Annotated in this window: 20 protein-coding genes; 1 reads left to right on the forward strand and 19 read right to left on the reverse strand. The window is 35.3% G+C overall.

Annotation, left to right across the window (positions count from 1 at the left end; translation table 11 throughout):
* Nucleotides 1-9 precede the first annotated feature (9 nt).
* The 8 genes from BMY39_RS00915 to cyoE all read right to left on the reverse strand — a co-directional run bounded on the left by BMY39_RS00915 (nucleotide 10) and on the right by cyoE (nucleotide 5,594).
* Entirely contained in the window at nucleotides 10-228 is a 219-nt protein-coding gene (locus BMY39_RS00915; protein ID WP_092574254.1) for a hypothetical protein, read from the reverse strand.
* A gap of 10 nt (nucleotides 229-238) precedes the next feature.
* Nucleotides 239-769: a DUF420 domain-containing protein gene (locus BMY39_RS00920; protein WP_092577484.1), complete on the reverse strand. Its 531-nt coding sequence runs from the start codon at nucleotides 767-769 to the stop codon at nucleotides 239-241.
* Nucleotides 770-838: 69 nt separating this feature from the next.
* On the reverse strand, nucleotides 839-1,588 hold the full coding sequence (locus BMY39_RS00925) for an SCO family protein (protein WP_092574257.1): 750 nt from the start codon (nucleotides 1,586-1,588) through the stop codon (nucleotides 839-841).
* A 73-nt stretch (nucleotides 1,589-1,661) separates the two neighbouring features.
* Nucleotides 1,662-2,378, reverse strand: coding sequence for a hypothetical protein (locus BMY39_RS00930; protein ID WP_092574259.1), 717 nt, complete (start codon nucleotides 2,376-2,378; stop codon nucleotides 1,662-1,664).
* Nucleotides 2,379-2,475: 97 nt separating this feature from the next.
* Nucleotides 2,476-2,856 (reverse strand): cytochrome C oxidase subunit IV family protein, encoded by a 381-nt coding sequence (locus tag BMY39_RS00935; protein ID WP_092574261.1) that lies wholly within the window; start codon nucleotides 2,854-2,856, stop codon nucleotides 2,476-2,478.
* An 18-nt stretch (nucleotides 2,857-2,874) separates the two neighbouring features.
* Nucleotides 2,875-3,846: a cytochrome c oxidase subunit 3 gene (locus tag BMY39_RS00940; protein WP_092574262.1), complete on the reverse strand. Its 972-nt coding sequence runs from the start codon at nucleotides 3,844-3,846 to the stop codon at nucleotides 2,875-2,877.
* 271 nt (nucleotides 3,847-4,117) lie between these two features.
* Nucleotides 4,118-4,699, reverse strand: a complete 582-nt coding sequence (locus BMY39_RS00945) for a cytochrome c oxidase subunit 3 (RefSeq protein WP_092574264.1) — start codon at nucleotides 4,697-4,699, stop codon at nucleotides 4,118-4,120.
* A gap of 1 nt (nucleotide 4,700) precedes the next feature.
* Complete coding sequence (gene cyoE, locus BMY39_RS00950; protein WP_092574266.1) at nucleotides 4,701-5,594, reverse strand: heme o synthase; 894 nt, start codon at nucleotides 5,592-5,594, stop codon at nucleotides 4,701-4,703.
* Nucleotides 5,595-5,710: 116 nt separating this feature from the next.
* Between cyoE and BMY39_RS00955 the strand changes: the two genes are divergently transcribed.
* On the forward strand, nucleotides 5,711-6,580 hold the full coding sequence (locus BMY39_RS00955; protein WP_092574268.1) for an MBL fold metallo-hydrolase: 870 nt from the start codon (nucleotides 5,711-5,713) through the stop codon (nucleotides 6,578-6,580).
* Nucleotides 6,581-6,674: 94 nt separating this feature from the next.
* Here BMY39_RS00955 and BMY39_RS00960 read toward each other — a convergent pair whose 3' ends face one another.
* From BMY39_RS00960 to BMY39_RS01010, 11 genes are all read right to left on the reverse strand, one after another.
* Complete coding sequence (locus BMY39_RS00960) at nucleotides 6,675-7,226, reverse strand: REP-associated tyrosine transposase (RefSeq protein WP_092574270.1); 552 nt, start codon at nucleotides 7,224-7,226, stop codon at nucleotides 6,675-6,677.
* 163 nt (nucleotides 7,227-7,389) lie between these two features.
* On the reverse strand, nucleotides 7,390-7,956 hold the full coding sequence (locus tag BMY39_RS00965) for a Riean_0653 family protein (RefSeq protein WP_092574273.1): 567 nt from the start codon (nucleotides 7,954-7,956) through the stop codon (nucleotides 7,390-7,392).
* Nucleotides 7,957-8,378: 422 nt separating this feature from the next.
* Nucleotides 8,379-8,705, reverse strand: coding sequence for a Riean_0653 family protein (locus BMY39_RS00970; protein WP_143064725.1), 327 nt, complete (start codon nucleotides 8,703-8,705; stop codon nucleotides 8,379-8,381).
* A gap of 334 nt (nucleotides 8,706-9,039) precedes the next feature.
* Nucleotides 9,040-11,133 carry a gliding motility protein RemB gene (locus tag BMY39_RS00975; RefSeq protein WP_092574277.1) on the reverse strand — a complete coding sequence of 698 codons (2,094 nt, stop codon included), beginning with the start codon at nucleotides 11,131-11,133 and terminating at the stop codon, nucleotides 9,040-9,042.
* 136 nt (nucleotides 11,134-11,269) lie between these two features.
* On the reverse strand, nucleotides 11,270-12,064 hold the full coding sequence (locus BMY39_RS00980; RefSeq protein WP_177176513.1) for an energy transducer TonB: 795 nt from the start codon (nucleotides 12,062-12,064) through the stop codon (nucleotides 11,270-11,272).
* A gap of 221 nt (nucleotides 12,065-12,285) precedes the next feature.
* On the reverse strand, nucleotides 12,286-12,930 hold the full coding sequence (locus BMY39_RS00985) for an energy transducer TonB (RefSeq protein WP_245738118.1): 645 nt from the start codon (nucleotides 12,928-12,930) through the stop codon (nucleotides 12,286-12,288).
* A gap of 138 nt (nucleotides 12,931-13,068) precedes the next feature.
* Nucleotides 13,069-13,443 (reverse strand): VanZ family protein, encoded by a 375-nt coding sequence (locus BMY39_RS00990; RefSeq protein WP_245738119.1) that lies wholly within the window; start codon nucleotides 13,441-13,443, stop codon nucleotides 13,069-13,071.
* The gene (gcvH, locus tag BMY39_RS00995) at nucleotides 13,436-13,816 is read right to left on the reverse strand and encodes a glycine cleavage system protein GcvH (protein ID WP_092574283.1); all 381 of its coding nucleotides are present in this window, start codon (nucleotides 13,814-13,816) and stop codon (nucleotides 13,436-13,438) included. The genes BMY39_RS00990 and gcvH overlap by 8 nt, the downstream gene beginning before the upstream one ends.
* Before the next feature lie 137 nt (nucleotides 13,817-13,953).
* Nucleotides 13,954-21,204 (reverse strand): T9SS outer membrane translocon Sov/SprA, encoded by a 7,251-nt coding sequence (gene sov, locus BMY39_RS01000; RefSeq protein ID WP_092574285.1) that lies wholly within the window; start codon nucleotides 21,202-21,204, stop codon nucleotides 13,954-13,956.
* Between the two features lie 6 nt (nucleotides 21,205-21,210).
* Entirely contained in the window at nucleotides 21,211-21,792 is a 582-nt protein-coding gene (ruvA, locus tag BMY39_RS01005) for a Holliday junction branch migration protein RuvA (protein WP_092574287.1), read from the reverse strand.
* Between the two features lie 52 nt (nucleotides 21,793-21,844).
* A complete protein-coding gene (locus BMY39_RS01010) occupies nucleotides 21,845-24,139 on the reverse strand; it encodes an NADP-dependent malic enzyme (protein ID WP_092574290.1) in 2,295 nt (764 codons plus the stop codon).
* Nucleotides 24,140-24,296 lie beyond the last annotated feature (157 nt).

Genomic DNA, 24,296 nt, shown 5'->3' on the forward strand with positions numbered 1-24,296 from the left:
AAACTTTTATTACTTTTTTAACTTATAAAAACGTCGGTAAATAAAGTAACCTAAACCTGCGACTAATATGTAAGGAATTGCCATTAGATACATAATACCGTTGTTTATGCCTTCGGCTGCTGTTTGCCCTTCTTCGCTTTCTAAAACAGCACGACACATCGCACATTGCGCACTAGCCTTCAAAAAGAAGATACAAGAAAAAAGAAATAACATTAGTCTGTTTTTCATGTTGTAAAAGTTAGATATAATAGGGCGAAATCATAATATAAACTACCACACCAGTAATTGCCACATAGAGCCATAGTGGAAATGTTATTCTCGCAATTTTTTTATGCTTCTCTATGTTGTTTGTAATTGCTCTTACATAGGTGATTAGTACAAAAGGAATTACAGCAACGGATAACAAAATGTGCGTAAGCAAAATAAAATAATACACATACTTAACAACACCTTCTCCACCAAATTTAGTAGAATCGCTCGTCATGTGATACGCTACATACATTACTAAAAACAATACGGACAGAATTATGGCGAACTTCATTAAACGCTCGTGCAGCTTTATTTTTTTATTTTGAATCGCTATAAAGGCAAACACCAATATAAAAGCGGTAATAGCGTTAATTGTAGCATAAATTGGTGGTAAAAATACTGGCAATTCGGCATCAATCTTAACACCAAATAAAACAGCCACAACTACTGGAATTGCAATAGAGAGCACAACGATTAATTTATTGTACTTTTTTTCGTCTAAAATTTTATTTTCAATCATATCAAAAATAGCTAATATATCATGGTTCTTCGACTCCGAATACATTCGGAATGCTCTGAATGACAAAATTTATTCATTCAGTAGCTTTTTTATGTCTTCTTTTAAAATACTTATTTGTTCCTCTTCACCATTATCATCCGTACCTTCTGTTTCCGAGGTAATGCCTCTGTAGTAAATAATAGGATTTCCAAATTTATCTTTTCTAGAACGGATAAAACCGTTTTTATCTATAAGCGCAAAATTACCTGAGTGTTCAAAACCACCTTCTACCGCCTTGTTTTCTGCTGCATAAATATAAAATCCTTCATTTGCCAATTTATAAATGGCTTCTTTTTCTCCTGTAAGCAAATGCCAATTTGGATTGGTAATACCATAGGTTTCTGCATAAGCTTTTAAAACCTCTGGTGTATCGTGCTTAGGATTTATGGTAAATGATGCCACTCCAAAATTCTCAAAATCCTTAAATGTATTTTGTACTTGCACCAAGTTATTGTTCATTCTGGGACAAATGGTAGGGCAAGTTGTAAAAAAGAACTCTATAACATATACCTTACCTTCATAATCTTTATTGGTAATAATGTCTCCATTTTGATTTGTAAAACTAAAGTTAGGTACTTTGCGTTTCTCACCATTATTTTCAATAAAAACTAAATCTGATGGTGTCGTTGAAATATCTTCACGTTTTAGGTCACTTCTACTTTCTTTTCGTGATACATCGTCGCTGTTAATTCTATCAACAATGCGTGGCACAAACCATATCCCAAAAACTAGAATAACAAATGCAATGCCTATATATGAATAATTGTTTTTTTTACTCATTTTTTAACTTTTAACAGGTTTAAACTATAGTTTATATTGAGCGTAGCGCAATTCTCAACTTAGCTCTATAGACCTAATTGATAGCTTTTTTTAAATCACTAGCTCTTCTAGTATCAGAATTAAATTCTCCTTTACGCTTTTGTCTATACTCCGTAAACAAAATACGTAAATCTTCACTCATTTTATTCTTAATAGTAGCTACCTCAATACAATCGTAACCGTTTAAACCATATATTTCGGTGTTTTTTTCAATTTCATTGTCGGTTCTGTCATCTATTCGTCCACGTTGATTCAAATCTTTATCAATAATAAAAAGTGCATCCGTAGCATAATCTTCATCCAAAGCCTCTTGGTGTTTTAAACTATTAAACACATTTTTTATTTGCTGTGGTGTTCCATAGCTTACATGTAAAAAACGTAAATCCTCGTATAAGCTTATTTCCTTTCGCAATTGTTCAGTCTCATTCTGTTTGCCCTGAGGAGCTATTAATACTACCTGAAATTTTTTAAAGCCCTTAAATTTATCATAAACTAATTCCTTTAAGTTTGAAGCTGCCGTTAAACGCTCCATAGGATTATCTCCCAAAAAGCCTAATACGGTTATATAATCCTTTAAAACAACTTTATCTTCTGAATCGGAAGAAAACCCATTTAAGTCTAAAACATTCTCGTTTACAATGTCTAGAGGCGTATAATTATGCGTTGCGGGATATAAGAATAATAAAAATGTGACCGGAAGAAAAAATAGTATCCCCAAAATTGCATACATACCTGCCTTTTTAATATTCATCGTTTCTCTTTTTTATAGGTATTGAAAACTTTTGCAAAAATAAAAAAGGTGGTTCTTAAAAACCACCTTCATTATATTTTTAACACTAAAATTTTACTTAAAAATCTCTTTTAATAAATCCATCATCATATACATCAAAAACATATCCTCCTTCTTGTAAGAGAATAAAAATTAAGTATAGAATTAAGAAAATAGCCGTCCAAACTACCATGCGTCTTAACGCTTTAGTTTCATCACGCATGTGCATAAAATCCCAAGTAATATAATACGCCTTAACGATGGTTAATAAAATAAAAATCCAGTTTAACGCCTTCATGCCCAGAATTGGAGCCATAGACCACTCTGGCTTTAAAATACCTAAAGCCACTTCAACAATCGTTACTATAGAAAGCAAAATTAAAACACCCCATATTTTTTGGGTATTAGATTTAAACTTCAATAAACCTCTAAATATTTCTAATTTATGTTCGTGTGCCATTTCTAAAAAATCTATTTGTTAAACTAGGTAGAAGAATGTGAATACAAATACCCAAACTAAATCTACAAAGTGCCAATACAATCCTACTTTCTCAACCATTTCATAGCTTTTACGCTTTTCGTATGTGCCTAATACCACATTAAAGAAGATAATGATATTTATTACCACTCCAGAAAATACGTGGAAACCGTGAAAACCTGTAATAAAGAAAAAGAAGTCAGCAAATAATGGCGAACCATATTCATTTACATGAAGGTTAGCACCTTCCACAACCACTTTGCCATTCTTCTTTATTTGCTCTAAAGATTCCGCTCTAGACAAAACCGTTTTTTCGCCTTCTTCTGTTAATGTTTGCGTTCTAACCAAAATATTAGTATTTGCCTCTAAGCCTTTGTAAACCTCATCAACTGTATATGACGGTAAAGCCCCTTCTGAAACAAACCACAAACCATTACTGCGCTCATGTTGCGTTCTATCTGTATGAGCGTCGGCAACAGCAAAATCTCTAATTGCTACGCGGTGCCCTTCTGTATCAACAAACTGTAAAATATTACCACCTTTAGTTTGTACAGCACCATAATCCCCCTTTATAAATGTATTCCATTCCCAAGCCTGAGATCCTACGAAAATTAAGCCCCCAATAATGGTTAAAAACATATACAGGGTTACCTTCGACTTATTTAAATGATGACCTGCATCTACGGCTAATACCATGGTTACAGACGACATAATAAGTACGAACGTCATAAAAGCCACGTAATACATTGGCGCATCTACGCCATGCAAAAATGGAAAGTGGGTAAATACCTCATCCGCAATAGGCCAAGAATCGATAAACTTAAACCTTGAAAATCCGTAGGCCGCTAAAAACCCAGAGAAAGTTAATGCATCGGAAACAATGAAAAACCACATCATCATTTTACCATAACTCGCTTTAAGAGGTTGGTTACCTCCGCCCCAAGTTTTGCCTTCTGCTACTACTGTGCTCATATATAATGGTTGTTATTTAAAAGTTGGACAAAAATAATCATTTTATTTATCTAACGAAATATCGCGCTCTAAAAATTAAAAACTCATTAATTTCATTTTGGGGATTACCCTCTTATACTTCCACAAGCTCAGTACAGGTGTCGGATTGGGCTTTTCGTTTGTAGTTTTGGTTCGATGCTTATCTCGCCAAAAGCTACCGCTATAATCCCTAACGCGAGCATATATGCCACAGTGCTTTTCATCAAGTACATTCAGGGTTTTTAGCAAGTTATTACCCCACAAAATACAAGAATAAAAACAAATACACCCAAAGTATATCTATAAAATGCCAAAAAGTAGCTGCCAATTCAAAACCTAATAAATTTCCAATGGTATACTTTTGTTTAAAATGATTATAAATTACTACCAATAAACAAATAAGCCCTACAACCACATGCAAAATATGCACAAAAGCTATCAAATAAATGTAAGACATGGTTACATTGCTCGTGGGGCCAGTAAAATTATAACCTAAATCTATTATCTCTTGAAATCCTGAAAACTGATTAAAAATAAATATGATGCCTAAAACTAAAGTAACCAACAGCCATACAGATGTTGCAACGCGGTTTCCTTGTTTAAGAGCGCGTTTTGCTAAAATAAAAGTGACACTACTGATAATAATTACCACAGTACTAATAATAAACGCGTCAGGTAATTGGAAACCTTCCACCCAATCTGGTCTAGATCTGCTCACCAAAAAAGCACTCGTCCATCCGCCAAAACTCATAATTAAAGACACAATACCAAACCAAAGCATCATTTTCTTAGCTCTACTGTTTTTCTCTTGTGGTGTTCCTTGGGTTAAATCCATCTTAACTTAAAAATTTATCAATTACATAAACTATTTGTACCAATGTAATGTAAGATACGCTTACCAACATTAGTTGTTTCGCAGCTTTTTCAGTCATTTGCCTAAATAAACGCACCGCATAATATATCATCCAAAGCCCCAACCCTAAAACTATGATTGCTGCTATCATAGACAATTGTAATCGTCCGGTAAATCCAAACACAGGAATTATAGAAATTATTACGGTCCAAATGCAATACATAATCGTTTGTACTGCTGTACCTCTATCTTGTTTTCCTGTAGGCAACATAAAAAATCCGCCCTTTTTATAATCGTCATACAAAAACCACCCTATAGCCCAAAAATGCGGAAACTGCCAAAAAAATTGTAGTGCAAACAAAGTCCCTGGTTCAATACCAAAATCGTCTGTAGCCGCAACCCAACCCAACATAAACGGAATAGCTCCAGGAATGGCTCCCACAAACACCGATAAGGGTGTTTTGGTTTTTAAAGGCGTATAGACACAGGTATATAAAAATATAGAAATAGCACCAAACATGGCTGTTTGTTTATTGATACTATATAAAATAATAATACCTAGTAATGTAAAAATAGACGAGATAATAAATGCGGTGGTTACACTCATGCGTCCTGCAGGAATTGGTCGGTTTTTAGTGCGATTCATCAAGGCATCCAAATCTTTTTCAATAATTTGGTTAAACCCGTTAGAAGCACCAACCATAAAATAACCGCCGAGTGCAAGTAAAATAAGCACTTTAAAATCTACTACCTCAACACCTAGCAAATATCCGGCAAGGGAAGAGAACACCACACTAATAGACAAACGCATTTTAGTAATTTCCTTAAAATCTGAAATCACAGAAGGTGCTGCTACTGAAGTTTTTGAGTTGCTCAAGGCTATATTCTTAATCGCTTTAATTTGCGAGTGCAAAGATACTCTATAAAACCAATTTCCACAATGTTAGATTCATTTTTAATATCTTTAACACATAGTGACCTAATCCAAAGCCCATGTTAATTTCAAAATCGATTCCTGCCCTATTTTTCGTTTTAATCAGCTTATCATATAACGCACAATCTCGTTTTGATAAGGTAACTATAGAAACTATTAAACTTACCGATAACACCTATATGCTTGTTGGCGCGGGCGGAAACATAGGTGTCTCTATTGGAGAGGATGGCATTTTAATTATAGATAACCAATTTGCACCTTTAACAGATAAAATTGTAGCCGCATTAAAAATCCTAAGCGATAAACCCGTGAAAATTGTAATGAATACGCATCATCATGGTGATCATACTGGAGGGAATGAAAACTTTGGAAACCTAGGAGCTACTATTATGGCTCACGATAATGTAAAAAAACGACTTAAAGAAAAAAGTCCAGCAATCGCGCTACCTGTTATTACCTTTAATGATAAACTTACTGTACAAATGAATGGTGAAGCCGTTATGGTAATTCATGTGGATAATGCACATACCGATGGTGATGCATTATTATATTTTACAGAAAGCAATGTGCTACATACAGGCGATACTTATTTTAATGGGCGCTATCCTTATATGGATTTAAAATCTGGCGGTAGTGTTGATGGTTACATCAACGCAGTAAAAACAGGATTAATGCTAATTGATGAAAACACTAAAATAATTCCCGGACATGGCGAATTATCTAATAAAACTGAATATGAAACCTTTTTAAAAATGCTTGAAACATTAAAAGCTAATGTTATGGCTGAAATTAAAAAAGGGAAAACGGAAGATGAAGTGGCATCTAACACTGAAATCACAAAAACCTATGATGACTTAGATTATGGCTGTTGTTATATTAAGTCTGAAAAGATTAGGAGGACGATTTATAGGAGTTTGAAGAAGAAATGAATAAGATTCCTGCTTCAATAGAAATATCTTAATTATCTTTTGCTAGCGCTCGTTTGTAACGAGTGCCGTTCCATACGCTTAAAGTAAAACTAGCCTAAAAACCAGTACTATCAATCTCTAAAATAGTAGCGTCATCCTGAAAGTTTCTAGCACTTGAGTATTTCCAGTCTTCTGGATTTGTTACAAATCCATTAACTACTGGGTTGTTGTGTATATAATCTATCTTTTGCTGTATCACCGACGTACTCCATAATTCAATTGGTTTATTATGATGTTGCCAAAACTGATACTTTGTAACATTGCCTTGTTTTTTTCCTGCACGCTCAAACATCCACAATAGCCATTCTTTTCTACTTTCCTGCGGATGGGTTTTTATCGCCTCTATTATTTTTTTTGCGGTATGCTTTTTAAAGTCTCGCAATAATTCCATGGGCTTGTCATGGCTAGACCTGAATACAAAATGTAAGTGACTGGGCATAAAACAATAAGCATACAACTCCAAGCCCTTTTCTGCCCTACAATGATTTACACTATCAATAAGTATATTAAAATAAATTTGCCTTATAAACACATCTATCCAATTTACCGTAGCAAAACTTACAAAGTACAAACCAGAAGGATTATGAAACTTATATTTTCTGCTCATGCACCTAAAATACAAAATGTAATTAATGTACTATTACTTTGCTCTTATTTACTATGACGGCACTCGTTACAAACGAGCGCTAGCGGGGGATTTTTAGATTAAATGTTTATAAAATGTTTAATTTGATATGGGAATGGTTTTGTGGCAGCAAAACCATTCTTTTTTATTTGGAATAGGGCATATCAAAACGGCCCTCTCGTATTTCTACAATGTCTTCACCATCAAGATGGTTTACCGCATCAAACCAAAATGTTCCTGAAATATTCTGTTCGGATTCATCTAAATGCGTAATTATTATTTCCCCTTGTTGAATTGAGTTTGTAAAATAATCACTACCTGTAAAAACATCTACAGAACTGGAGTATTCCCCCCCTCCCTTAAAATCACCATCGTTTAAGGCGTTCTTATCTAGTATTATTATTTGATTTTCACTTAATTCCATACGCAATACACCTATGCTTAAGCCTTTCATGGACTGACCTTTTTTATTTGAAAACGATAACCCAAAAAAGTACTCTCCATCAATCAACTGGTAAAATGCACTTTTTACAGGGCCCGCTAATGGGCTCCCTTTAGGTAGTAAAGCTTCGCCGTTTACCAAGCACCCAATTGTGTTTGCTCCAGTTTGTGTGGCAGGAGGGAGTTGGTCTATAGGGTTTGTTGAAGTGTCATCGTTATTATTGCAGGCATTTAAAGCCATAACCAATAGTAATAAAAGTATCTTTTTCATAGTATTTTGTATTTATTGTAAATGTAAGTAATATCCTTAAAGATAGTGTTGTGGTAAACCCGTAAATCGTATTGTCCTTTTGTTAAATTCGATATGGCGCACATTGTAATAGTTTTCATAAATTTGTGCGATTTTTAGATTAAATGTTTAATTTGATATGGGAATGGTTTTGTTGGCGCAAAACGGTTCTGCTATTTATATGGTTTATTGAGTGAATTTCATATCAAAACGACCTTCTCGTATTTCGTGTATTATACCTCTATGATCCTCTACATCAAACCAGAAAGTCCCCGATATTATATTCTTATCTAAATCTAACTTGGTTATTAACAGTTCGCCTTGGTAATCATCATTTGTATAACTAAATATACCAGCAAAAGCATAGGCGCCCGATGCTTTTGCTGGTATATTTTTCTCAAAATTTACATTTCCTGTTCAGAGACTTCCAAAGAATTTGTAACTATACCTATTAGAATAGAATGATTGTCAGAATTTCTTCTATTCCCTTGTATAGCTAAATAATATCCCCCATTTACAAATTGATATACTGCATCATTGGTTAATTGCCCTCGACCAGGCAAAAAGGCCTCTCCATCTAAAAGACACCCAAAGGTATTCGCTCCCGTTTGGGTGGCAGGAGGTAATTTGTCTATGGGATTGGTTGGGGTGTCATCATCGTCTTTACAACTTGTGGTGCTTAAAAGCATTAGGCTTAACATTAATAGTGTAAATGTGCTTAACTTTTTCATAGGTTTATTTTTTTTGATTTCAATATTTTAAACTGTTTTTTTATTGAAAGAAGTTAAGGGTTTAAATATGCAGTAGAGAGATTTTACATATTCACTAAACCAAAAAAACAGTGCTTTTTTTAAACGTAGTAAATATACTTAAACAAGTATCGTAATTTTATGACAAAAATCAGTTTAAAGATGTATTAACCTTTTTTTGATAATAATTTAAATGCCTATAATGGGAAAATGTAGTTTTTAATAGAAAAGAGATTCCTCATTTCGCAGGAATAACGATAGATGAGATGCTGAAACAAGTTCAGCATGACAATAGCAATTCGCTATATTAAGAACTCTAATTATCAAAATACCAATTAAACAAATCGGTACGAATACCAAAATTTAACCAAAACGTATTATTTTTAAATGTATTGGTAGTAGTGGCATCTGGATTAAAATTTCTAAAGGTAATGTCTGTAAATATCTTAAGGTTTGATGCTGGATTTATCAAATAACCGCCTTGTAAGTTACCATAGAACGTTTTTGTTTTTATGCCTTGCCCTATTTCAACCCCAGAGTCAAAAGGTCTATCGCCTTCAACACGATAAATATCTCCGCCATAATTAAAGTTATCAGTACCATCATTAAAATCAAACCCTCTGGTACCAAAAATAAATCTAGCATCGGCAAACCATCGGTTAAGACGATATCGACCAATAAATACTGCTTCACTAAAATTAGCACCCCATAAATGTGCCACAGGTTGATTGTTATGCCCATAATTCAACACAATAGTATTATGAGAATACGTATACGGCCTTACGCGGTTTAACTCAAATTGCAAGAATAAATTATCTACATTAAAGGCATTATAATATTTAACACCTAACTGAAATCCAAACTTATTTTTCCAACTTTTGTTACCAGCTCTAACATCACCTAAAGAAAATTCATCTAAGATAAACTGTCCGTAAGCATTAACATTATCACTAAATTTATACTTAGCCGATGCTCCTAATAACGCATTACCAGCATCTTGTCCAGTTTCAAATTCTATAGCGCGATAAAATATGATAGGATTTAAATAGTTAACATCAAAACCTCGGTTGTTGCTATTAGTCCACAATACAGACTCAAAGAACCCTAAATTAAGACGCTTTGAAACATTCCAACTTAAATAATGATTGGCGATATACTTCGTTAAAAAAGCGCCATCTTCTTTTACCTCTGGCCTAACGTCGCGCATCCACATAAAAGTATTGGTGTACTTAATCTTCCAAAAATTCGTATTTAATTTTAAAAATGGATGTGGACTCGTTACATCACTTAAAAATAAAGATCGGTAGCCATCACCTATAAAGTTTTTGCCGTGACCGAACTGTACATTCAAAAATTTAGCTGGTGAATACGACAAATACGCCTCAGCCACTGGGTAATCATAACCGTCTGTTTTAAATCGTTTTGAAACACCTCTTCCCGGAACTATAGGTTCGGAATCTGATGCTTTAATGCTTTCAATATACCTATTCACGTAATCAGCAAAACGCCCTTGACTTTCAAAAATGCTGGTGTAAAAGTTGAACTTTTTACCTAAACCACCTTGTACCAAAACGCCCCTTGTATTATTGTAAGTGCTTCCTCCTTCTGAATCGGTACCCGATTGCAAATCAAAAATAGGATCAACTGTAAACCAATAGTCTTTGCCTTGCAATTGCACCAAATGCTCATTCCACAGTTTTTTTCCAGCCCAAGTTTCTACATCTTTTGTTAGTGCTTTTCGTTCTGCCTCAAAATCGTAATATTTTGAAACATCTTCGTATAAGAAAGGTTTTTGAGCTGTATGGCTATTGGTGCCAACAAGATTCATAGCATGATCAAATCGTGTGTAATCGCTATGGGTAAATTGAATATTTAATTGACTAGATAATTGTTTATTGGTAAAGGCTGTTAAGGTTTTGTTTACGCTATCAAACTCTTGCTTAGCGGCTGCTTCCTGCTCCAAGATTGCATTATCTTTTGCCAAATCTTTTGAAGATGCCAATTTAAAATCTTCCAAAGGAATTCTTATGGGTATAGCATATTGTTTGAACGTTTTTCTTCCGCTGTAGGTAGCAGGTGCTATTTTAGGAAACAATGTAAACACGCGTTTTGTCTCAACTTTTAATTCATCATACAGCGCATCAACATACATTACCCTAAAGCTACCTGTAGTATCTACTTCAAAAAGCACTACTACTTCGCCAATATAATCGTCATCAATTACCTTTTGAGGAACTTTAAAATTCTCTTTAATCATGTTCAAGACATTTTTATCGAAACAATTTTGGAGAGAGTCTATTTTTGCATTGGCACACTCTGGAAATACAGGTGGTTTTTCATAAAGATTGGTGTCTTGACAAAAAACCGCATATTGTGTTAAAAACAGAAGAAGGGCAACAAATTGCTTCATATACTTCATATAATGGATATGATTACATTTTGGACTGAAAGATAGCATATTTTATTAAGATAGCTTGCCATTGTATTACACATAAAAAACCGCTATCTAAAAAGATAACGGCCATATGCATGCTAAATTATATGCGTTAATGTGCTATAAATGTTATAGGCAAGGTGTATCGCACACCAATGGGTTTGTTGTTTTGCTTTCCAGGTTGCATCTTCGGGATTTTATTAACTACTCTTTTCGCCTCATCGCCTAGCTTTGAATTTGAAGCATTGGTTTGAATTTCGGTAACGTAACCTGCTTTATCAATTTGAAACTGTACATAAAACTTCTGTTTACCTGATAAACCTTCTTGAGATGCTATTGCTCCACCATTGAATCTTTTCTGCACTAACCTTGTAATTTTATCTGACATGCACTTTTTGCGTGCCGCATTACCTTTTTCCTTTTCACATCCTGGATATATTGGAACTTGCTGCACAAATACAATATCAACAACTTCTTCAGGTTTTTTAATTTCACCCAATACTGAAGGATCTAGAGGAACATCAGAAGTAGCATTATTTGGTGTTTCAATATCAATAACTTTGGTTGTTACCTCATCGTTGTCAATAATCTTTGGAGGTAAGATAAGGGATGCCTTTTTAACCTTTACTTTTGATTTTACTTCTACTTTAGGCTTAACATAAACCTTAAATGGTTCTGTTGACATTTCGAACGGATCGGTCCGTTCAACAACGTCCTGACCATATTCTGAAATGGTACTTTCAAAGCGCATTTCTAATAATCCGAATGCTGCCAGTAGACACACAATTAATCCTACCTGAAAATAGAGGGTGGAGTTTTTTTGTAAATTTGCATCATGCTTTTGTGATGATTTCACGTGGCAAGCGTTTTGCCGAACGCTGTCGTGAAATTGTTTTGAATTGTTCATTTGTTGTGATTTTTCTAAAACTACAATCAAATAAAATTCACAAGACAAATTGCTGTTTCGCATGCAAAGAAAACAGTGCTTAATTCTTGTTCATTTCATTATCATAGTTCTAATGTTAATATTATGATAAAATCACAATAAGCATACCAAAAAAGAAATCCCGTTACAAATTCATGTAACGGGATTTTATGTTCCTCACTCTGCTTAAGCAGATGTTGTATTTAGTCTTGTACTTGGAAAATAATTGGCAACGAATATGGTACTGTTACCGCTTTTCCACGTTGCTTACCAGGCTTCATTTTTGGTAATAAGTTAATTACTCGTGCTGCTTCTTTTTCTAATCCTGGGTGTGGTGCTCTAGCTCTTACACCTGTAATACTTCCGGTTTTGTCAATCTTAAAGATTACGTTTATACGTTGTCTTCCTGATAAACCTAAATCTGAAGCCAATTCCGTATTAAATTTTCTATTTACAAATTTGGCAATCTTTTCAGACATACAAGCCTTTTTCGCTGCGTTGTTACCTTTTTCACATCCTGGAAAAACCGGAACATTTTCAATAACTGCGAAAGGCACCTCGATATCTTCTTCTACTTCCTCTACTTCAATTTCTTCTACTTCAACGATTTCAGTTTCCTGATCTACTTCAGTAGACTCAATTACAGTTTCCTCTACTTCTTCTTCATCTTCAACAACCTCAATAACTTCTGGTGCTGCTGGTGGTGGAGGTGGTGGTGGAGGTGTTACTATTTGCTGTGTTAATGGAATTTCCTCTTCTAATTCTTCTTCTAAATTTAATTGTCCTATATCAATTTCAGATTTGTCATAGGTTTTATAATTAATAGAATAATATGCTAAAAATAGCATAAGCGCTAAACCGATAGCAAAATACAGCGAACTGTTTCTGCCTACATTAGCTTTTGGATTTTTTTTTAGGTTCCATAATTTTATCGTTTTTCCAGATTGCTAAAATAACTACTTATTTAGGAAAAATCCAAGTGTTTACTAATTTTTAACTTGCATTTTTCCTTTCACCCATAAAAGGCTTCCCATCAATAATGCACCTAGACTGTTGGCTATGGCATCATAAACATCTAACGATCTATGAATGGTTAATGTTCCTTGTAATACCTCAAGAATTATACCAAATATTATCGCAAGAAGCACTGCGTTTAAAATAGCCTTTTTGTAAGAATGATCCATTCTATAGAAAAACACTAAATACCACAATAAACATAGGATGGCATACGCAATAAAATGAAAAATCTTATCGCCATAATTCAATTCAACTTTTGGCATTCCACTTAAATTCATTAAGCTTACCGTAGCCAATGCTATTGAATAGGTTATTGCAAGAAGCGGCGCAGCTTTTTTAAGCACCAATTAATTCTTTATAAGCTTCAGCTGATAATAACTCCTCTATTTGGGCGGCATCAGAATATTTAACTTTAATCATCCAGCCATCGCCATAAGGATCAGAATTCACACTTTCTGGAGCATCTTCTAGCTCTTCGTTAAATGCTACGATTTCACCTGATAATGGCAAAAACAAATCTGATACGGTTTTTACAGCCTCAACAGTTCCAAAAATCTCGTCGGCTTCTAAAGTTTCGTCTAGTGTTTCTACTTCAACATAAACAATGTCTCCTAGTTCACTTTGTGCAAAATCGGTTATTCCCACAATGGCAACATCACCCTCAATTTTTATCCACTCGTGGTCTTTAGTGTATTTTAATTCTGATGGAATATTCATTATAAAAATTTAAATATTGATGTGACAAATGTATCTATTCAAAATTACATTTCAAATAGATATTTGTATCATTAACATTTTAAAAAATAAAGCGTTGTCTAGATTCTTCGGTCGTGCCTCCCTCTGAATGACAAAGGTTAATTACCAAAATTATACCTCAACGTAAACCCTGAACGGATTGTAGTTTGCGGAAATGCCGTAGAAATGGCATATTCAGCGAAGGCATAATCAAAGTAAAAAATTGCGGTTAAGTTTCTACTAAACGCATAATCTGCAGAATATTTAAGTCCCCAAATGGTTTGTCCTGAGGTTACTTGATTATTTTCTAAGTCTAAATATCTAACTATCGTTTTGTTATCCCTAACTGAAATATCAGCTTTCATATTCAAGTCGCTCACAACTCGTTTTTTAGCACCTGCCAATTTAGATTTTATACGTACGTCCTTGATACGATACCCCAAACCTAGAGCATATTCGTTTCCAATAACTTCGGTTAACAGATTATTGTCAAAACTCAATGATAACAGTCTGTCTTTTCTAATCTCTGCCAAAATTTTCATAGAGTTTTTCATCTCCATATCAATTCTAACTAGCGGACTAAACATTTCTGTTAAGTTTACGTTGCTGAATAAACGCTCGTTTTTATAATTTCCAGACTGATCTTTTGTGTCATTATTTTCAGGTGCATCATACCCTAAACCATAGTCAATATCCTCATAATTCAAATTTGTTTGAAACTGATTAATATTATAACTAGAACGGTAGCCATGGGTTACCGAAAAACGCCTGAAATTCTTTTTAAACCACGCAAATTTCATAAAACCTGTGTATTTAATGTCCCAGTTAGGTATTGGCACATTTCTGAATGCCCCAAGTTTTACATTATTTGGATCTTGACCGCTATAGGCAGCTAAAAATGCTGGTAACAACACCGCTTGACTGTTTTTTCCAAAACCTCTTGGGAAACCTTCAGCATCAACGTCATTAACATCGGCGCCCCTTGCAGCGGCGACGCGTCTTGCAACAGCAAGCCTATTTGCTCTAAAATCATTAAACGCATCAGAACCCGATTCATCACTTTTGCTAAATGCAGTTTTTATGAGCACCGTTGAAATATTAAAGTTTCCAAACGTGTTTGGAGTTAAACCTATATATCTATTATTATCGTTAACATCAATACGATAATTTTCGGTAAAGTTTTCAAAGTAAGTCTTGTTCCCTGAAATATCAATTTTTAAATCTCTCACAGGTTCTAAACTTGCCGAAATATCCAATTGTTCACTATGCGTTTGCGCAAATTGCTGATTAAACTCCTGAAAAACAGTTAACCATCCTCGTCGTGCCGCTTCTTGCCTTATATCGGCCTGAGAACCAAACGTAAAACCAAATGAAGGCTTTAAAGTTCCCACAAAACCAGGTGTTCTTGTATAACCAGGTAAAAATGTACCGTTGTTTTCTGAATAGTTGATTTGCACACGTTTAACACTGGTTATAATATCAATACCGGCGTTTAACAGTTTTGTGCCAGCCTTAGTGCTACTTTTAGACTTTTTATCATCTTCGGGTTGTCCTCCCGGAGGGCCACCTGCACTTCTAGTTCGTGTTCTTACGGTTCGCGTTGGTTTCTTTTCTAAACCAATATACTTATACAAACGCCTCATATCTAAACTGGTGTTTATATTGTGAGTATTGGAGTTTTGTACGGTATGAATATCCTGCCCAAACTCCTGTCCGTATAAATCAGAACCCTTTTGCCATTGAAAATCACCATTATACTGATACGTTGCATCTATAAAACTAAATGTTGGTATTTTATTGAGCGGTAATTGATAGGTTAGCCCCAAACTTTGTGTTTGTCTATTAGGGTCGCCAATATCTAGAAATCCATCCCAAACGTCTAAGCGTTGGTCTTGCTCACCAGCAATTAAATCGTCGCCTAAAAAGTAATTTCGAACAATGTTATTGTTGGCTGCTGTAAAGTTTAACTGCAACGCCTTAGAAATATTATAGTTGATGGTATATTGAAAATCAAATGTATAATTTCTGCGGAATAGTTCTTCAATACCAATATTATTTCCAGTTAAGTCTATTTCCCTAAATTTTTGACGGTTAAACTGTCTGTTAATATCTGTATTTACTGCGAAACTAGTTGGCAATAAATTCACATTAAAGTCTTTTAAAAACTTCCAATATTTTCCAGTAAACAAAGAATCATTTTTCTTAAAAGGCTCTACCGTTACAGGGTTAAAGTTAAAGGCATAATTTGCCCCTGCTCTCACTGTTTTGTTTACCGAATTTTCAATTTCGAAATCGCGATGTTCTACTTTATTGTATGAATAATTAAATGTTAGATTTTCAACATCATAAAATCGCGGTGTTTTATCCGTAGTCCTGTTTTTTCGAACACCTATAAAATTAATACTTTGTCGTCTTGTATAATCCTCAGATTGCTCTTTTACTTGCTGACGTTCAGCCTCTGAATCTGCTGCATCAATACGGTCCTGCAATTTTAAATCCTTGTAAAACTGGTCGAATTTAGGTGTTACCAGTTCTTCGCTTTGTGCATAATTAAACGGCACTTGCACACCCCATTTCTTCGGTAATAGCTGTCCCACATTTACATTAGTTACCACATCGTATTGCTGAACATCTTCTAAAGCACGTTCGCTCGGGCCTTGTTCTAACCCTCCAAAGCCTGATGTGCTTTGTCTTCCTGTGGCACTTATATTTGCAAAATCTGCAATATTGGTATCCATACTTACCACTGCTGCCCAACCGCCCTCATTATCTAAATCTGATAAACGTAGCTCATTAAACCAAACCTTGGCGCAAGCATCGCTATTTGTTGCATTCTTTACACCAAGCATTAGTGTTCTTACATCTCCAAAACTTGGATTTCCTTTTATCGCTACACGTTGCTGACCCGTAACATAGCCCGTTAAAGGATTGGTAACTGGTATAACCTCATCACCAATTACATCGTAATATACAGGTTCTCCGTTCAGTAAAGTACCATCGGCAATACCCTCGGCTTTAATTTTTCCAAGAACATCAATTGAAAGGTTAATTTCGTTTTCGAGCGGCCATACATCTTCTCTTCGTAAAGACCCATTTGGCGATTTTACCAATGGCACTTCAATCTGATAATAATTATCATTTAAATCGTTACCAATTCTCATAAAACCAACTAAACGTTCGGCATTTGTATCGGTAAATCCATACTCATCATCTTGCGCATGCAAAAACATCCTTAAACGCTTATACTGGCGCATATCTATATTAATATTCTTGAATACAGCCCTTGAATCTTCCGATTCCAAATCACAAACATTTACCACCAAGGCCTGTTCGTTTTGTCGTACAACAGTATTATTATTGAAAAGTTGCTCTGGCTCAATCCCCGGAGGACTCACATAAGACCCCTCGTTATCAATGGTACCTACAATACCTACTGAGAAATCGGTGCCATCATCGGTAGGATCATCATTATTCGCTTGCAATGTTTGATTGTAGCGTCTCCAATCGCTTCGTACTAAATCTAAAGACCCAAACCGAAATACAGTATTTTGGTTAAAATCTTTTAAATAAGTCCTTACAAAGCGCACTGATCGAAAATCGGTAATTCCACCTATGGCTCTCGTGCTTTTTGTTACAGGTATTCTAAATAAGTACCATTTTGGATACACTACATCCCCGTTCTCAAGTAGCCTTCTGTTATCTTCACTTTGAGCTTCTACATTTTTCGTGTCTACGATAAACTCGTTATTAATGTTTAATGTTGCTGGGGTGATGTCTAACTCATATTCAAAATAACTATCAATAGTGTTCATGGTATTGTCCCTATTGATGTCTTCCACATCAGGTTGAGGATTGTTAGCCCGTTGTGTATCTGTAAATACATCTGGTGTATTACCTTCCACGCCATTAAACTGTTTATAGCGCTCGAATATGCCTCCTTCTGCATCTAAGAAAAACCTATAGTTATCATTGGATGGGTCAGGCAAATTGGCAAAATCATCAGAAATGGCATTATTATTTCTAATAAAATTCACTTCATTTTGATCGCTATAACCATCATATCCAACATCTTGATTTACACGATCTTGCCCTGTAGTATCAAACGCGTACACTAAAGACTGATTTAACGGTACTACTGAACCCCAATCGGTTTGTGGTAGCAAACTTATATCTCCATCTTGTGGTAAGCCGTTTTCGTAAAGCTTTCTACCGTCTTTGATAACGTCTTCAGAAATATTTCCTAAGTTGAATACTAACTTACCTCCAGGGTTTGCTGGATTTTCTTGAAATGGATCTTGCAACCAAAACTCAATATACTCAACATTGGCTTGTTCTAAATCTGTAGATGTTAATTGACGGGTGATACCTGCCCATGAATCCTGTGGATTATTTAACATCCCATTTTCACTTCCTGGTTGAAAGTTATACGGTCCTCTTTCATTTGGATAATATGCCAAATCTAGCGTAAATAAAATAGAATTTTGACCCTGTACTAAATCCTGCTCTGGAAACAACTCATTGATAAAAACCCTACTGGTGTATAAACTCGATAAATCCTGATCGGATACACCATCTGGTCGTCTTGCACTATAAAAAATAGGGTCTATGGTGTACCAGTTTAGGTTTGCTCTACCATATCCGTTTTGAATTCCTGATTGGTCTAACTGGTCTTCCACCCCGTCACCATCTACATCAATTGGTCTACTGGATAAAAACCACGATTGTTGCGCTTTTAAATCAATGGCATTTTGTGTACCTTCAAAATCATCAATATATGATGTCGCTTCTCCGTTTAAATTCGTTCCTTTAGGTGCTCCAGGTGCTAAATATGCAAATTCCCCTCGTAATGAAATGTTTGATGGCACATCGGTATCAATATTAGGTAGTTTGTTTACCATTCGTGTTAAGAAAGGCACTTCAGATGAAAAATTACCATTAAAACCAAAAATCGTATTATTGATAGGTTCTGAACCAAAATTCGCCTTTTGTGTTATTGGGCGTTCATTTAAATTTAAAAGCGTTCCACCAATAACAAAATTGTCATTGAATTTATGCTCTACATTTAAACCTGTAAAACGTCTTGTTTGTTGCCCAAATACTGCGTTATTTTCTGTGGATACCTGAATTGGCGTATTAGATGCCTTAAGTGCTTCATCTAATATTTGTACACGCCCTAGTTGGTAATTTACGGTATAATCCACGCCCTCAATCAAAACACGTCCACCAGCAGTTACCCTTACGGAGCCACGCGGCACATTAAACGCCCCAATAGGTATGCCATCGCCTCCACCACTAGAACTGTAACGCCCTTTTAATTTGAATTTGTTTTTATCAGCCTCTTCTAACGCGGCTATTTTGGTGCTTTTATAGAGAATATCGTAAACATATTTCTCTTGGTTTGGATTTGTAAATGTGTCTTGCTCGTAATCAAAATCATTATTATTCGGATTGCCATCATCATCTAAAACATCGAATAAATAACGTCCAAAAGGCTCTACTTTAGTAAAAATAATTTTTCCGTTTTGAGGCTGTACAGTTATACCCGGAACAAAATCAAAGAAGCCATCTCCATTACCCTGTGGGTCATTATTAAAGTTTAATTTATCCCAATTGAACAGGCGAATTAATGTTGTTTCTTGTATCTCTTTATCATCTCCAGGGATTGTTGGTGTATGATTATCAAATGGTGGAAACGTGGTGCCATCAACGGGAGTTATAAAATTTAAAGGGGATGCCTCGTTGTAAAATATATTTAATGTGAAATCTTCTTGACTCAGGTTAAATGCACCAGTGTCATAAATATTCTTCATCATTAAATCCCAAATGGGTTGTTGTACATTGGTAATACTGCTCTTCAACATTTTAAGCACTAAGGCACTATTAGTAACTTGTGTGACTTGTCCTTGGTTATTGCTATTCACATCATTTGGGTTAACACCATCGTTTGCAAATTCACCAACTTGATACACTTGCCCCCCTACCGTAAATTGATATGCCACAGCCAACACCTCATCGGCGGTTAAACGCTGGTTTAACGAGATATAACCTAAGTCTTTATTAAAAGTATATTCTTGTCCGTTTTGTAGTTTCCTAGCGTTCTCGATTTTCCCGTAATCTGAACCTTCACTCACATTATTTTGAATAGCACCAAATCCATTTTGTGCCGTTGCAATATCACGAATTGCCTCAGTTAACACTGAACCATTACCAATAGCGGTTGGGTCTAAATTATTATTGCCGTTATCAGGGAACGCCCCCGGAGGCGCCGAAACCGATACGAATGGTGAATATATATTATCACTCTCTCCCAAATCCTGTAAGGCTACAACGTTTCTTACATTATCTATCCTATTACTTCTGTTGGTTATATATACTTCCAACCGAGTAATCTGGAGCCCTCTATTATTTATAAACGGATAGTTTCTTAAAGCTTCATCATAAGTATCCCTAAAATATTGCGCTAAAAAGAAGTGCCTGTTTTCATCATAATCTCGAATGAAGAAATCAAATTCTTCTAAAGTTCCTCCTCCTTGAGCCACAACTGTATTTCCCTGTGATTGCTGTTCAGAAAACACACCAGTAACTGTAGTTCTTCCAAACTGCAATTGGGCTTTTACACCAAATAAACTCTGCGCCCCAGTTATTAATGAGCTATTTAATGGCATGTTTACGTTACCAACTTCTATTTTTTGAATAATATCATCTTCCGTTGGTGTATAATCCAATTTTATAATGTTCTGAAAATCAAATGTAGATTGTGTATCATAATTCGCGTTAACCTGAAGTCTTGTACCAACTTTTCCAAGTAGACTCAAACTGATACGTTGATCGAAATCAAAAGTAAAATTACTACGGTTTCTAGGGGAAAACGATGGATTGTCCTGCTTTGAGAATAACACCCCCAAATCCATTTCTACAGAACCTTGTGGTACTACTTCAATGGTATTACCGCCAAAAATAGTCTCAAAAAATCCTGAGTTTACGTAAAACTCTGGTAATAAATTTTTCTGTTCGTCCTCAGCCCCTTTCTTTTTACCGTCAAAAGCATCAATCTTTTCCTTGTAATAATTTCTTAGGTTTTCTTTTGCAACAAGGTCTTTAAACTCTTTCGGTGTTAATATTATGGGGTAATTGATATTAAATTCGCCAATCTTTTCTGTATAGATATATCTATCGGTAATGGGGTCGTAAGTGTATTTAGACTCTATACCATTAGGTTTTGGAAATTTAATCTTGCCTAAACTAAAGCCTGTTTTTGTAGTATCTTGAGCAGGCTGCTGCCCCCAAACCACAACAGATACCAGCAGGAGCGTAATTAGGGCAACATAGGTTTTAATGGATTTATGACAGCTATGGTTAGTTATGTTCAAAATCTATTATAAATTTTTTAAGGCTTGTTTTATAATGGTTTCAACAGTTGCATCAGGTTGTGATACCATAATTTTGTCCACAACACGTTCTGCTTGCTTTTTTACAAAACCAAGAACTTCTAAAGCAGATAACGCTTCATTCTTATTGGTATTGTCTTTAGAAACTGAAACTTCATCAATATCGTAAATCTTTAAAATTTTATCCTTTAAATCAATAATTACACGTTGTGCTGTTTTAGCGCCAATACCTTTTATAGATTGAATTAGCGCTACATCTCCAGAAGCAATTCCTTCCCTCACTTGTTTTGGCGTTAATGAAGACAGCATTGTTCTCGCTGTACTGGCGCCAATGCCACTTACTGAAAGTAATAACCTAAAAATTTCGCGTTCTGCTAAAGAGGAAAACCCAAAGAGGGTATGAGAATCTTCTTTAACTTGAAGGTGCGTGTATAACTTTAAGTGTTCCTTATCAGGAATTTGAGAAAACGTGTGTAATGAAATATTTAGTATATATCCAACGCCGTTGCAGTCTATTACAACATCGGTAGGATTTTTTTCTATTAACTTACCTTGAATGTGTGTAATCATTTAAACCCCTCTTATCCTGCCAAATGTAATGAAATTATTTACGTTTCAAAGATTAAGAAATATCTTTTTCCAATTCCCACATTTCTTTGTTTTGTGCATCTATAACTGCAACAGCCGTCATGTTTACGATTTCATCTACACTGGCGTCTAATTGCAAAATATGAACAGGCTTTTTCATTCCCATCATTATAGGGCCAATGGAATCTGCTTCGTTAAGCTCTTTTAGTAGTTTATAGGTGATATTTGCCGCATCTAGATTTGGAAATATCAAGCTATTCACCTTACGGCCTACTAATTTTGAAAACGGGAATTGATCTCTCAACATTTGATCGTTTAGTGCAAAATCGGTTTGTAACTCGCCGTCCACCACCAATTCTGGATAATGACGGTGCAACATGGACACAGCTTCTCTTACTTTTGAAGCTCTTTCATTATCAGAAGAACCAAAGTTGGAATATGATGTCATGGCTATTACTGGCTCAAAACCAAAAGTTTTTATCACCTTTGAAGTCATTACAGCAATTTTCGCTAAGTCTTTTGCTGAAGGATCAATATTAATTGAAGTATCACTCAAAAACATAGGCCCTCTTTTGGTCATCATAACATTAGTAGTTGCAATTCTCGTTGCGCCTTTTGCCATACCAATTAACTCTAACATCGGTTTCACTACTGAAGGGTAATTTCTGGAATATCCAGAAATCAACGCATCGGCATCACCCTCATTCACCATCATAGCTGCAAAATAATTGCGCTCTCGCATCAAGCGTTGAGCCGCATAATAAGTTACACCTCGCCTCTTTCTTTGCTCCCAATATACTTTAGCATAACGATTTTTACGCTCATTTTCCTCTTCCGTTTTTGGATCTATAATTGAGATATCAGCTTCAAAATCAATTTCCTTCATCAAGGTCTCTATAGTCTCCTTTCTTCCTAATAAAATAGGAATTGCAATCCCTTCTTCATGGGCAATTTGGGCTGCTTTTAATACTGCTAATTGATCTGCCTCGGCATATACTACACGCTTTGGGTTTAACTTTGCGCGACTTAAAAGTAATCTCACCAATTTATTATCAGAACCTAAACGTTCGCGTAATGAGTTTTTATATTTTTCCCAATCCGTAATAGATTCTTTTGCAACACCACTTTCCATAGCTGCTTTTGCTACAGCTGGTGGGATTTCAGCGATTAATCTTGGATCAAAAGGTTTTGGTATAATATATTTTCTACCAAACGCCAAACGTGTTTGTTCGTAAGCCACATTTACCTGTTCTGGAACCGGTTCTTTTGCTAAAGCTGCCAAAGCTTTTACTGCAGCTATTTTCATTTCTTCATTAATTTTTGAAGCACGAACATCTAATGCACCTCTAAAAATAAATGGAAAACCTAATACGTTATTTACCTGATTTGGATGGTCGCTACGTCCTGTTGCCATAATAATATCATCACGCGTATCTACGGCCAATTGATATTTTATCTCGGGATTTGGATTTGCCATAGCAAAAACTATGGGGTCTTTCGCCATGGTTTTCAGCATTTCAGGAGTAACGATGTCTGCCATAGAAAGGCCGATAAATACATCAGCATCAATCATAGCTTCTTCTAGTGTGTCTATTTTTCTATGAGTAGCGAATTCTGCTTTTTGTGAGGTAAGGTTATCTCTATCATCACGAATTACACCTTTACTATCTAGCATTACCATATTTTCGCGCTTAGCACCACAAGATTGGTATAAACGTGAGCAAGAGATGGCAGCTGCACCAGCACCACTTATTACAATTTTAACGTCTTCAATATTCTTTTTAGCAAGTTCTAGCGCATTTATTAAAGCAGCAGCAGAAATTATTGCTGTACCGTGCTGATCGTCGTGCATTACTGGAATATCCAGCTCCTCTTTAAGACGTCTTTCTATTTCAAACGCTTCAGGGGCTTTAATATCCTCAAGATTTATACCGCCAAACGTTGGGGCTATATTTTTTACCGTTTCAATAAATGCATCAACATCTTCTGTATCCACTTCTATATCAAACACATCAATATCTGCAAAAATCTTGAAAAGCAATCCCTTTCCCTCCATTACAGGTTTTGAAGCTTCAGGACCAATATTCCCTAAACCTAAAACTGCAGTTCCGTTAGAAATTACGGCTACCAAATTGCCTTTTGCTGTGTAACGGTAAGCGTTGTTTTTATCTTTTTCAATTTCTAAACAAGGCTCAGCAACTCCTGGAGAATATGCCAAAGACAAGTCTCTTTGGCTTGCATATTTTTTAGTTGGAACAACTTTTATTTTTCCTGGAGTGGGTTTTGCATGATAAATAAGGGCCTCTCTGCGCTTGCTTTCTTCGCTCATAAAAAAAGATTAATTAAGTAAACCAACAAAGATAACAAACCTATCGTTCTACAACTCGTTTTTTTGAATTTTGGGGATAATTCATTAAACGGTTATAGATATATTTTAAATTAAAGGTTAAAGAGAATTAAGTTTAGACATTAGGTCTAATAACAAA

This window comes from Hyunsoonleella jejuensis, from assembly GCF_900111025.1.
Lineage (GTDB): Bacteria > Bacteroidota > Bacteroidia > Flavobacteriales > Flavobacteriaceae > Jejuia > Jejuia jejuensis.

Bases quoted from the DNA above. Each gene is read 5' to 3' on its own strand.
- BMY39_RS00915 (WP_092574254.1), bottom strand. From the start codon at position 228: ATGAAAAACAGACTAATGTTATTTCTTTTTTCTTGTATCTTCTTTTTG.
- BMY39_RS00920 (WP_092577484.1), bottom strand. From the start codon at position 769: ATGATTGAAAATAAAATTTTAGACGAAAAAAAGTACAATAAATTAATC.
- BMY39_RS00925 (WP_092574257.1), bottom strand. From the start codon at position 1,588: ATGAGTAAAAAAAACAATTATTCATATATAGGCATTGCATTTGTTATT.
- BMY39_RS00930 (WP_092574259.1), bottom strand. From the start codon at position 2,378: ATGAATATTAAAAAGGCAGGTATGTATGCAATTTTGGGGATACTATTT.
- BMY39_RS00935 (WP_092574261.1), bottom strand. From the start codon at position 2,856: ATGGCACACGAACATAAATTAGAAATATTTAGAGGTTTATTGAAGTTT.
- BMY39_RS00940 (WP_092574262.1), bottom strand. From the start codon at position 3,846: ATGAGCACAGTAGTAGCAGAAGGCAAAACTTGGGGCGGAGGTAACCAA.
- BMY39_RS00945 (WP_092574264.1), bottom strand. From the start codon at position 4,699: ATGGATTTAACCCAAGGAACACCACAAGAGAAAAACAGTAGAGCTAAG.
- BMY39_RS00955 (WP_092574268.1), top strand. From the start codon at position 5,711: ATGTTAATTTCAAAATCGATTCCTGCCCTATTTTTCGTTTTAATCAGC.
- BMY39_RS00960 (WP_092574270.1), bottom strand. From the start codon at position 7,226: ATGAGCAGAAAATATAAGTTTCATAATCCTTCTGGTTTGTACTTTGTA.
- BMY39_RS00965 (WP_092574273.1), bottom strand. From the start codon at position 7,956: ATGAAAAAGATACTTTTATTACTATTGGTTATGGCTTTAAATGCCTGC.
- BMY39_RS00970 (WP_143064725.1), bottom strand. From the start codon at position 8,705: ATGAAAAAGTTAAGCACATTTACACTATTAATGTTAAGCCTAATGCTT.
- BMY39_RS00975 (WP_092574277.1), bottom strand. From the start codon at position 11,133: ATGAAGCAATTTGTTGCCCTTCTTCTGTTTTTAACACAATATGCGGTT.
- BMY39_RS00980 (WP_177176513.1), bottom strand. From the start codon at position 12,064: ATGAACAATTCAAAACAATTTCACGACAGCGTTCGGCAAAACGCTTGC.
- BMY39_RS00985 (WP_245738118.1), bottom strand. From the start codon at position 12,930: ATGCTATTTTTAGCATATTATTCTATTAATTATAAAACCTATGACAAA.
- gcvH (WP_092574283.1), bottom strand. From the start codon at position 13,816: ATGAATATTCCATCAGAATTAAAATACACTAAAGACCACGAGTGGATA.
- ruvA (WP_092574287.1), bottom strand. From the start codon at position 21,792: ATGATTACACACATTCAAGGTAAGTTAATAGAAAAAAATCCTACCGAT.
- BMY39_RS01010 (WP_092574290.1), bottom strand. From the start codon at position 24,139: ATGAGCGAAGAAAGCAAGCGCAGAGAGGCCCTTATTTATCATGCAAAA.